The sequence below is a fragment of the Deltaproteobacteria bacterium RBG_16_64_85 genome, from assembly GCA_001798885.1.
GTDB lineage: Bacteria > Desulfobacterota > Deferrimicrobia > Deferrimicrobiales > Deferrimicrobiaceae > FEB-35.
This window is the reverse complement of sequence record MGQW01000020.1, coordinates 27,117-36,796: the sequence shown is the minus strand read 5'-3', so window position 1 is coordinate 36,796 and position 9,680 is coordinate 27,117. Positions and strand designations below refer to the sequence as shown.

At 63.9% G+C, this 9,680-nt stretch carries 11 protein-coding genes; 9 read left to right on the top strand and 2 right to left on the bottom strand.

All coding sequences use genetic code 11. The features are described from left to right. Positions 1-144: 144 nt before the first annotated feature. Positions 145-348 carry a hypothetical protein gene (locus A2Z13_06660; protein ID OGP80409.1) on the bottom strand — a complete coding sequence of 68 codons (204 nt, stop codon included), beginning with the start codon at positions 346-348 and terminating at the stop codon, positions 145-147. Between the two features lie 184 nt (positions 349-532). Between A2Z13_06660 and A2Z13_06655 the strand changes: the two genes are divergently transcribed. The 9 genes from A2Z13_06655 (at position 533) to A2Z13_06615 (ending at position 8,527) form a co-directional block, all read left to right on the top strand. After that, positions 533-2,215 carry a hypothetical protein gene (locus tag A2Z13_06655; protein OGP80408.1) on the top strand — a complete coding sequence of 561 codons (1,683 nt, stop codon included), beginning with the start codon at positions 533-535 and terminating at the stop codon, positions 2,213-2,215. Positions 2,216-2,477: 262 nt separating this feature from the next. Continuing rightward, positions 2,478-3,926, top strand: coding sequence for a hypothetical protein (locus A2Z13_06650; GenBank protein ID OGP80407.1), 1,449 nt, complete (start codon positions 2,478-2,480; stop codon positions 3,924-3,926). Between the two features lie 188 nt (positions 3,927-4,114). Further along, positions 4,115-5,452 (top strand): signal recognition particle protein, encoded by a 1,338-nt coding sequence (locus tag A2Z13_06645; GenBank protein ID OGP80406.1) that lies wholly within the window; start codon positions 4,115-4,117, stop codon positions 5,450-5,452. A 48-nt stretch (positions 5,453-5,500) separates the two neighbouring features. After that, positions 5,501-5,785, top strand: coding sequence for a 30S ribosomal protein S16 (locus A2Z13_06640; protein ID OGP80405.1), 285 nt, complete (start codon positions 5,501-5,503; stop codon positions 5,783-5,785). Positions 5,786-5,843: 58 nt separating this feature from the next. Next, complete coding sequence (locus A2Z13_06635; GenBank protein OGP80404.1) at positions 5,844-6,329, top strand: 16S rRNA processing protein RimM; 486 nt, start codon at positions 5,844-5,846, stop codon at positions 6,327-6,329. Next, positions 6,319-7,023 carry a tRNA (guanosine(37)-N1)-methyltransferase TrmD gene (locus tag A2Z13_06630; protein ID OGP80403.1) on the top strand — a complete coding sequence of 235 codons (705 nt, stop codon included), beginning with the start codon at positions 6,319-6,321 and terminating at the stop codon, positions 7,021-7,023. The genes A2Z13_06635 and A2Z13_06630 overlap by 11 nt, the downstream gene beginning before the upstream one ends. Before the next feature lie 52 nt (positions 7,024-7,075). Next, a complete protein-coding gene (locus tag A2Z13_06625) occupies positions 7,076-7,534 on the top strand; it encodes a 50S ribosomal protein L19 (protein OGP80402.1) in 459 nt (152 codons plus the stop codon). A gap of 10 nt (positions 7,535-7,544) precedes the next feature. Further along, the gene (locus tag A2Z13_06620; GenBank protein ID OGP80401.1) at positions 7,545-8,141 is read left to right on the top strand and encodes a ribonuclease HII; all 597 of its coding nucleotides are present in this window, start codon (positions 7,545-7,547) and stop codon (positions 8,139-8,141) included. Further along, complete coding sequence (locus A2Z13_06615; protein ID OGP80400.1) at positions 8,138-8,527, top strand: YraN family protein; 390 nt, start codon at positions 8,138-8,140, stop codon at positions 8,525-8,527. Before A2Z13_06620 ends, A2Z13_06615 begins: the two co-directional genes overlap by 4 nt. Here the strand turns inward: A2Z13_06615 and A2Z13_06610 are convergent. Continuing rightward, entirely contained in the window at positions 8,524-9,564 is a 1,041-nt protein-coding gene (locus tag A2Z13_06610; GenBank protein OGP80399.1) for a pyrophosphate--fructose-6-phosphate 1-phosphotransferase, read from the bottom strand. The genes A2Z13_06615 and A2Z13_06610 overlap by 4 nt on opposite strands. Positions 9,565-9,680 lie beyond the last annotated feature (116 nt).

The following is a 9,680-nucleotide window of genomic DNA, read 5'->3' as shown; positions in this document are numbered from 1 at the left end:
AGGAGGAGGATCACGGGAACGATGAGATATCCGAACGCCTGTATCCTGCCGCGCATTGTACTTTCCCCCTTTCGTATTGTATTAGATGTTTTCCGCGAAAAAAAAATTCACATTGCGTAGGATCAGGACGGGGAACCGCGGCGATCATCCCTCGCGATATTCCAAGGTCGCCAGCCAGCTTTTCCGGACGCCTGACCCGATTCCGGAAAGGCCGGACCCCCCGGAGACGATGGCCACCACCTCCATCCGGCCGTCTCCGTCCAAATCGACGGCCACCGACGGTACCTCGAATTCCACGGTGGTGAAAACCCGGTCCGCGGCACCGAGGTTGATGTCGTAGGTCAGCAACGAAAGACTTCCCCCCCTCCTGCATCGGAACCGAGGGAGCTTTCCGTTCCGCCGAACAGGAAGATTACGAAAATCGCCGCCAATGCGGCCATGATCGGTCGAACCGATGTTTCCATTTCCCTATCCCCGCCTTTCCACGGGGCGTCTCCTTCCCGTCCCGATGTTATTTAGATGCGGTTTTTGTTTGACCTTCCTCTTCGGGCTCTGGTACATTTTCACCGATATGTGGGGGAAGGAGAAAATCGCTTCACGGCTCTTACGGGCCTTTCTCGTCCTGTCGTTCTGCCTTGGCGCCGCCTCCGCCCTTCCGGCCGATTTCCCCCGCAGCGTCGCCATCGCTTCCTTCACTTCCCTTGCCAAGGAAGACATCCGGCAGACCGTTGCCGTCCTGCCGCGTCTCCTGTCTTCGCGCCTGATGGCGATTTCCGGTGCTGAGGTGGTCCTGCTTCCATCAGGGGAAAACCCTCCGGCGGAGGCTGCGAGGGAAGCGAAGACGGCCCTCCTGCTCCAGGGGACGGTAGCGAAGCTCGGGAAAGGCTACAGCATCGACATCACCGCCCTCGACCTCGCTACGGGGAAGACGGCCGGTGCGTTTTTCGCCGCCGCGGCGACGGAGGACGACATCATCGCGCAGATGGGGCTCCTGTCGGGTGAGATCGCGGAGAAGCTCTTCGGCGTGCAGGGGGCGTCCCGGACCGTGGCCTCGCCAGCACCGGTCGTGGTCCCGGCGCCGGGCGGGACGCAGGCGATTGCCGTAGCACCGATCGCCGAACCCCTGGTTCCGGTCCCTCTCCTGGCCGCGGCTACCGCTCCCACCCCGGCTCCCGTCGCGCCCGCCGAGGGGTGGTCTCCTTCCACCCTCCGGAGGGTCTCGGAGTCCGACAAGATCGCGGACGAACTCTACGGGGTCGTTACCGGGGATGTGGACACGGAGGGGAACGGGGAGGTCGTCGCCTTCGGGCGGCACACCATTTACGTGTACCGGGTGAAGGGGAGCGAGGTCCTCCCGTACACCCGCATCAGCCGCGGAATTTCTCACCATTTCCTGAATGTTGAGGCTGTCGATCTCGACGGGGACGGGAAGAAGGACCTGGTCGTCACCGACCGGGATGCGGAGAACCTTTCGTCCTTCGTGCTGCTGCGAAAGGGAGACGGATTCGTGGAGATCCCGGGGACCACCCCGTATCATCTCGTGGCTCTGCGGGACTGGAACGGCCGGACCGTCATTGCCGGCCAGCGCCGAGGTTTCAGCGAGCCGTTCCAGGGGAAGATCCACGCCATGAAGTGGAACGGGAAGACGCTTGTGGAAGGGGAGGTGTTGCCCCTCGACGTTTCGATCCTTCCCCTGTCCAGCGGCGGCGTCTACAGCCTTTCTCCGGTCCTCCTCGGAAACGAGTGGCAGTGGTTGTACGTGGACGTGGAAGAACACCTGCGGGTCCTCGACCCCAAGGGGAAGAGCGCATACCGATCCAAGGAAAAGTTCGGCGCGGCGGCGGACGGGTTCGAGTACGGGGAAGTGAACCGACTGGAAGGACGGCGGGCGATGTATCCGCTCCGGCGTGCTCCGCGGGTGGTCGTCGGACCGAAGGGGGACCCCATGGTTGTGACGACGGAGGTCCGGAAAGGGGTCCTGCAAAGCGTAATCGGGACTTTCGAGTCGTCGCGCATTGTGATCTTGAAAAAGGAGGGCGGAGGGTTCACCGAGAGGGCGGGCTCTCCCAAGAGCGATTTCTTCTACTCCGGGGTGGACGTGCTGCCCCCCGGAGGTTTCCGCCGGGGGGGGAAGGTGATCGCCTCGGTTATCGAGCAGGCCGGGTCGGCCTTCAAAGACCGGGTCAGCCGGCTGGTGTTGCTCCAGCCGGAATAGAACGCAGAATCGATGGGGGCGGGCTCCCGCGGATTTTCCTGACACGGCGGGCCCCGATGTGGTAACATCCCGTTCGAAAAAAACCAGTTTCCCGCAACTTCGCCCCGGGGAAGGGCCCCGGATGTCGACATAAGGTAGACGATAGGAAAACCGGATCGCGACGGGAGGAGGTGGTTTCGGGCAATCGAGGATTTCGACGCAAGTGGTTGTTGCTTTCTTTGGAGGAGAAGACAGGCAGATTAAATTTTCCAAGGAGGGAAACATGCGGAAAGGCTTGACGGTCTTGTTTGCAACTGTCCTGGTGGCGGTGTTAGCACTGCCGGCTTTGGCCGACCACGAACTTTTAGGGTACTACCGCTCAAAGGGGTACGTGTCCAACATCAAGAATTACACCTCAGCGAATTATGTGAACCCGACCCCGGCGGATGCCTCATCGACGAGCTCCTACGTCGAGCAGCGCCTTCGCCTGAAGTTCACGACGGGCGTGGAAAACGTGAAGGCGGTGCTGTTCCTCGAGCAGGACATGATGTGGGGCGACGCCTCCGGCCAGGTCGCCCGTAACCAGGGCGGAGCGATCCAGGGTGACTCGATCAACCTCGAGGCCAAGAACGCCTACCTTTGGTTCAAGCTTCCCAATACCAGCGCCGACTTCACGGTCGGGCTCCAGAACGTGAGCGACCCGTACCGCGGCGTCTTCATAGGCGCCGCCGACGTGGCGGGGGTGATGTCCACCTTCAAGTTCGAGCCCCTCTCCTTCAGGGTCGGCGGCTTCACCCCATGGGAGCGGGATACCAACCAGGCGGACGACTCCCTGATCTTCATCGCCGAGGGGAAGCTCGCCCCGACGAAGAACCTGAACGTGGGCCTGAACTTCTACTTCATCCGGGACGGCGCGGATGCGCTGGGTGCCACTTCGGGTGAAACCAGCACCCCCGGCCCGGGTTACCTCGGCGGCGTCCAGGTCGTGCCGGGCGTGACGAAGATTGTCGTGCCGGGCGTGACGAAGATTTACATGCCGGGCGTGAACGTCGATTTCAACGCAGGCGTGGTGAAGGTCTCCGGGTTCGCCTTCGCGCAGTTCGGCGACCGGGTCTATGACAGCGGCGCCGCGAAGACGAAGTTCGGCGGCTACGCGGGCGACGTGCGGGTCGACGCCAACGTCGGCCCGGCGAAGGTCTTCCTCGAGGGGCTGTACACGAGCGGCGACAAGCCGGGCACCACGGACAAGATCGAAGGCGTGGTCGTTGCGGAAGACTTCAAGATATTTTCCAGCTCCTCCCAACCCACAAGCTTTGACATGCAGATCCTCGGGCCGAACGGGGACGACATCAACACCTCCCGGAACCTGACGTACACGACGAACAACAACCGGGCCGCCGGGGGGTACGCGATGAACGGCGTGCGGCTGGGCGCGACCTTCATCGCCGCCGGCGCTTCGATGAAGCTCAACGACAAAACGACCGCCAAGGTCGGCGCCGGGTACCTCCGGGCCAACCAGCTCGCCCCGGCGGCACTCGCGGGGACGAACTTGAACGTCAGCAAGAGTATGGGCACCGAGATCAACGCGAACGTGAACTACAACATCATGAAGGGGCTCGACTTCGGCCTCTTCGGCGCCTATGCGTGGCTGGGCGACGGCTACAAAGTGGCCGGTTCTCCGTCGCCGGACAACCTGTACGCCCTGTACGCCCGCCTGAACTACGCGTTCTAAGTAACGCGGGCGGTAACCCAACGCACGACGAACCCCCCGGGGGGCCCTCCCCCGGGGGGTTTTTACTTAAGCGGGGACGTTCTTAAACTTTTTAATCCCGGCAGGGCCGATGATTTTCGGATTGACGTTAGCGGTATAATTCCCGTAAGTTATCGAATTCGACTTCGCGGGGGACGAGTGCGCCCATAATGTTCGAGAATCTGACGGAAAAGTTCCAGGGTGTTTTAAAGACGCTTCGCGGGCAGGGCCGCATCTCGGAAGGGAATATCGAGAGTGCGCTGCGCGAGGTGCGGCTGGCGCTCCTGGAAGCCGATGTCAACTACAACGTCGTCAAGGACTTCACCGCGGCGATCAAGGAGAAGGCGCTGGGCGCGGAGGTCCTCGCCTCCCTGACTCCCGACCAGCATTTCATCAAGATCGTCCACGCCGAGATGGCGAAGATGATGGGAGGACAGGCGCAGGAGCTTGACCTCGCGCGACGCCCGCCGGTCCCTGTCATGCTCGTCGGGCTGCAGGGATCGGGCAAGACGACCTCCTGCGGAAAGCTCGCCCTCTTCCTGCAGAAAAAGAAGAGGAGCCCCTTCCTGGTCCCCGCCGATGTCTACCGCCCGGCGGCCATCGAGCAGCTCAAGATCCTGGGGAGCCAGATCGGGGTCCCGGTCTTCGACAGCCACTCGGGGGCCGACCCGGTCGAGATCTGCCGGGAGGCGGTCCTATACGCCGACCGGAACGGCTACGACACCGTCCTCCTCGACACCGCGGGAAGGCTCCACATCGACGAGGAGCTGATGGAGGAGCTGCGCCGGATCAAGGCCGCGGTCGATCCGGCGGACATCCTCCTGGTCGCCGACGCCATGACGGGACAGGATGCCGTCAATGTCGCGAAGGCGTTCCATCGGAAACTTTCGCTCACCGGCGTCGTCCTCACCAAGATGGACGGCGACGCCCGGGGCGGGGCCGCGCTCTCCATCCGCGCGGTCACCGGCGCCCCGATCCAGTTCGTGGGCGTCGGGGAGAAGCTCGACGCGCTCGAGCCGTTCTTCCCCGACCGGATGGCCTCCCGCATCCTGGGGATGGGAGACATCCTGACGCTCGTCGAGAAGGCGCAGGAGACCATCGACGAGAAGCAGGCCCGGGAGCTCGAGCGCAAGCTCCGCAAGAGCCAGTTCACCCTCGAAGATTTCCGGGATCAGCTCTTGAGGGTTCGGAAGATGGGGTCGATGGAGGACCTCCTCGGGATGATCCCGGGGATGGGAGGCAAGCTCAAGGAGCTAAAAGGGGCGGCCCCGGACGAAGCGGAACTTCGGCGGACCCTGGCGATCATCGACTCGATGACCCGGGAGGAGAGGCACAACGTGAAGATCCTGAACGGGAGCCGCAGGAAGCGGATCGCCCTGGGAAGCGGGACCACGGTCCAGGAGGTCAACCGCCTCCTCAAGAGTTTCCAGCAGGCCGAGCAGATGATCAAACGGTTCTCGCAGGCCGGAAACCGGAAACCGGGAAGGAACCTGCCGTTTTTCCGATAGGATCCATGGTACATTGAGGTTCATCCAAAGACGCGGGAGGTTTATGAGATGGCGGTAAAGATCCGGCTGACGCGGACGGGCAGGAAGAAGCTTCCTTCCTACCGGGTGGTGGTGGCGGACTCCGAGGCTCCCCGGGACGGCAAGTTCCTCGAAAGGGTCGGCACCTATAACCCGAGGGAGAACCCTGCCCGTTTTCAGGTGGACGAACAGCTGATCTTGCGGTGGCTCCGCAAGGGGGCGCAGCCGACGGAGACGGTCAAGAGCCTGCTCAAGAAGGCGGGCGTCTGGAAGAAGTTCCTGGACGGGAAGCGGGAGAAACCGGCTGTCGCGTGATGAAAGCGCCGCGGCGCAGGCCTTCCTGGAGGTCGGAAAGGTTGTCGCCGTGCATGGGGTGGCGGGCGGCATAAAGGTGAAGGCGATCTCCGGCAACCCGTCTGGACTTCTCGCGGCGCGTTCCCTGCGCTTATGCGGGAAGCCGGATCTGGGCGGTTCGGGAGGACGCGGATTCGAGGTGAACGCGGCACAGCGGTCGGGGGGCTGTGCCGTTTTTTCGTTGAAGGGGATCGAAACCCTGGAAGCTGCGAGGGAGCTGGTCGGGGCCCGCGTCTTCGTCCGCAGGAAGGAACTTCCGCCGCCGGGGGAAGATGAGTACTTCGTCGTCGACCTCGTCGGGTGCGCGGTGATCGCCGCGGACGGCGTCCCCATCGGCCGCGTGGCAGGCGTCGTTTCCGGCCCCGCCCACGACTGGCTGGAAATCCGCCGTTCCGGAGGAGGGGAGGCGCTCCTGCCGGTCGTTTCGGAATTTGTCCGGGAAGTGGACGTTGCGGGACGCCGCATCGTCGTGACCCCCCCGGAGGGGTGGCTGGATGCGAGTTGATATCCTTACGCTTTTTCCCGGGATCGTTTCCGGGCCGCTCGACCACAGCATTCTTTCCAAGGCCAGGGAAGCGGGGTTCCTGACGGTCGAGGTGCACGACCTTCGGGATTTCGCTGCGGGCAAGCACCGTGTGACCGACGAGCCGCCGTTCGGGGGGGGCGGCGGAATGGTGATGAAGCCGGAGCCGATCTTCGCGGGGGTGGAAGCCTTGAGGGAGCGGTTCGGGCCCGGGAAGGCCGTCCTGCTCTCCCCCCACGGGGAACCCCTCACTTCGGCGCTCGCCCGGAAGCTGTCCGCGGAGGATCACCTGATCCTGGTCTGCGGGCGCTACGAGGGGGTCGACCAGCGCGTGGCGGACCACCTGGCCGACCTGGAAGTCTCCATCGGCGATTACGTCCTGACCGGCGGGGAGCTGCCCGCGCTCGTTCTCGTCGACGCGGTGGCGCGGTTCCTCCCCGGCGTGCTGGGGGATCCACTGGCCTCCTCCCGCGATTCCTTCGAGGAGGGGCTGCTCGAGGCGCCGCAATATACCCGCCCGCGCACGTTCCGCGGCCACGCGGTGCCGGACGTGCTCCTCTCGGGGGATCACGCCGCGATCGAGAAATGGCGCCGCGAGGAGGCTACGCGGCGGACCGTGGAAAGACGCCCCGATCTCGCCAATAAAAAGTTGACACCCGGCAAGGGCGTGGAATAGACTTTAGGGTCTTGTTTATCCTCTGGAACCGACGGATGGAAGGGGTACCGCCATGAGTCTCCTCAAGGAAGTGGAAAAATCGCAACTTCGAAGCAATCTGCCGGTATTCAAAGTGGGGGACACGATCCGCGTGTACTCGCGCATCAAGGAAGGCGAGAAGGAGCGCGTCCAGTACTTCGAGGGGATCGTCATCGGTTTCCACCGCAACGGCGTTTCCACCACCTTCAAGGTCCGTAAGGAGTCCTATGGAGTGGGAGTAGAGCGGACGTACCCGATGCACTCCCCGCTCCTCGAAAAGATCGTCGTCAAGAAGAAGGGGGACGTCCGCCGGGCGAAGCTCTTCTTCCTGCGCGAGGTGTCCGGAAAGAAGGCGCGCATCCGCGAGAAGAAGGACTGGCTGGGGAAGAAAGGGGTCGCCGTCCCCGCCGAAGGGACCCCGGAGCGCCCGGTGGAGGGGACTGCCCCAACGGAAGTCGCGGCGGCACCGGAAACGACGGAGAGCAAAGAGTAGGGTTCCCCCGTTGGATAGCTTCGAGACCCGGGCCCGCGCGATGGGGTATCGCGCGATCGCCGGCGTCGACGAGGCCGGACGGGGGCCGCTGGCCGGCCCGGTCGTAGCGGCCGCCGTCATCCTCCCGCCGGGGTTTCGCCCCGAGGGGATCCGCGATTCGAAGGCTCTTTCCCCCGCCGCACGGAAGCGTGCGCACACCCGGATCACGGCGGAGGCGGTTTCCTTTGCCGTCGCCCATTCCACCCCCGAAGAGATCGAAGAGGTCAACATCCTGCGGGCCTCGCTGCTCGCCATGCGGCGGGCCGTCGAGCGTCTTTTTCCACCGCCCGATTTCCTCTACGTCGACGGAACGTTCCCGGTTCCGTGCGCCGTATCGCAGGAGACGCTGGTGGCCGGGGATTCCCGCTGCCTCTCGGTGATGGCGGCTTCCATCCTGGCCAAGGTTGCAAGGGACGAAATGATGGAGGAGTTCGACCGCGTGTACCCCGGCTACGGTTTCTCCTCCCACAAAGGGTACCCGACCCGCAAACACCTCGCGGCCCTCCGCAATCTGGGTCCCTGCCCGATCCACAGGAAGACCTTCCGCGGAGTGAGAACCCAACCATGAGTTTCCCCCCCGAGTCCACGCGGGAGTCAGGGGCCGAAGCGGAAGCGGCGGCCTGCGCGTTCCTCGAGGCGAGTGGGATGCGGATCGTGGAGCGCAATTTCCAAGTCCGGGGAGGAGAGGTCGACATCGTTGCGCGGGAGGGGGACATCCTGGTCTTCGTCGAGGTCCGCTTCCGGGAAGGGGAAGAATTCGGCGCACCGGAGGAGACGGTGGGGCTGGCCAAACGGCGCAGGATTGTCTCCACGGCGAGGGAGTACATCAGCCGAATCCCGTGGGATTCGTGGAGGGAGGCCCGCTTCGACGTCGTCGCCGTCGTCGGGACGGGGCCGGACACCCTCATTCGGCATTACCCGGGCGCCTTCGACGCCCGCGGAAAACTGATTTAGCCGAAAAACTCCTCGGCGATGGCGTACAGCCCCATGTCTACCGTCTTGATCTGGGCGGTCGCCTCCGCCAGGGGGACGGCGACGATCCGGTTCCCCTGGAGCGCGGCCATCTTCCCGAACTCGCCCCGGTGCACCATCTCGGTGGCGAAGATGCCGAAACGTGTGGCGAGGACCCGGTCGTGGGCCGTCGGCGAGCCGCCGCGCTGGATGTGGCCGAGCACGACCCAGCGGGTCTCGAACCGCGTACGCTTTTCGATCTCCCCGGCGAGGAGCTGGGAGATCCCGCCCAGGCGGACGTGTCCGAACTCGTCGGTCTTGGTCTCCTGGACGATGAGCTGCGGGTCCGTACCGGGCTTCTCCGCGAATTTCGCCCCCTCGGCGACGACAACGATGCTGAAGCTCTTCCCGCGGCTGTGGCGCCGGAGAATCAGGTCGCATACTTCGTCGAGGTCGATCCGCTTCTCGGGGATGAGGACGACGTCCGCCCCGCCGGCGATTCCCGAGAAGGTGGCGATCCACCCGGCGTTGCGTCCCATCACCTCCACCACCATGACCCGGTTGTGCGATTCGGCCGTGGTATGGATCCGGTCGATGGCGTCGGTTGCGATGCTGACCGCCGTGTCGAAGCCGAACGTAAAGTCGGTGCCGGAAAGGTCGTTGTCGATCGTCTTGGGGACGCCGACGACCGGCAGGCCCTTCTCGTAGAGTTTGCTCGCCGCGCCGAGGGTGTCCTCCCCGCCGATCGCGACCATGGCGTCGAGCCCCAGAAGCCGGAAGTTCCGCAGCACCATGTCGGGGCCGGATGGGTCCTTGAAGGGATTGGTGCGGGAAGTTCCGATGATCGTTCCCCCGATGTGCAGGATACCGGAAACCATCTTTATATCGAGGTCCATTGGGGCCAACTCGACCAGACCCTTCCAGCCGTTCCGGATGCCGATCACACGCGAATCGTAGGCATCCGACTTCCGGACGACGGCGCGGATGACGGCGTTCAGCCCCGGGCAATCCCCCCCGCCCGTCAGTACCCCGATTTTCATGGTGAAATCTCCCTCGGTAAATTTGGCACAGTATAGCAGAATTTCCTCCCGCCGGATTTGAAAGAGGCGGGACGATGTGCTAACTTAATTTCCTTATATTCCATGGGGAAAGAAGA